The sequence below is a fragment of the Bacillus cereus group sp. BceL220 genome, assembly GCF_051776965.1.
In the GTDB taxonomy this organism is placed as follows: domain Bacteria; phylum Bacillota; class Bacilli; order Bacillales; family Bacillaceae_G; genus Bacillus_A; species Bacillus_A cereus.
In genome coordinates this window covers 1-443 of sequence record NZ_JBPWBC010000058.1, presented here as the reverse complement: position 1 = coordinate 443, position 443 = coordinate 1, and the positions used below count along the sequence as shown (strand labels likewise).

Genomic DNA, 443 nt, shown 5'->3' with positions numbered 1-443 from the left:
GACACAGTCTAACAATTGGAGGTGCAGTTTTTCTATGGCTAAATTTACAGCTGATGAAAAAATACAAATCGTTCTACGTTATTTGAACGGAAATGAAAGTTATCGAGAAATGGGTAGATCGCTCGGTATAAGTGACACAATCATTTTGAATTGGGTAAACCAATATAAACAGAATGGTCTGGAAGCTTTTCTAAAACGATGTACAAATTACACACAACAATTTAAACTAGACGTACTAAACTTTATGATTGAAAACGGTATGTCCTTATTTGAGACGGCAGCTATCTTTAATATTCCTGCCCCTTCAACGATTTCTGTTTGGAAAAAACAGCTCGAAACACAAGGAATTGATGCCCTTCAATCTAAGAAAAAGGGGCGTCCATCCATGAAAAAAGATTCAAATAAACAATTAAAACAACCTTTAGCTGAAGGGTCAGTCGAAG

1 protein-coding gene is annotated in these 443 nt (G+C 35.7%); it reads left to right on the top strand.

The window, feature by feature from the left end:
* Nucleotides 1-34: 34 nt before the first annotated feature.
* Nucleotides 35-443, top strand: a 409-nt coding sequence (locus ACS2FK_RS30505; RefSeq protein ID WP_438899979.1) for a transposase, incomplete at its 3' end; no start/stop codon positions are given.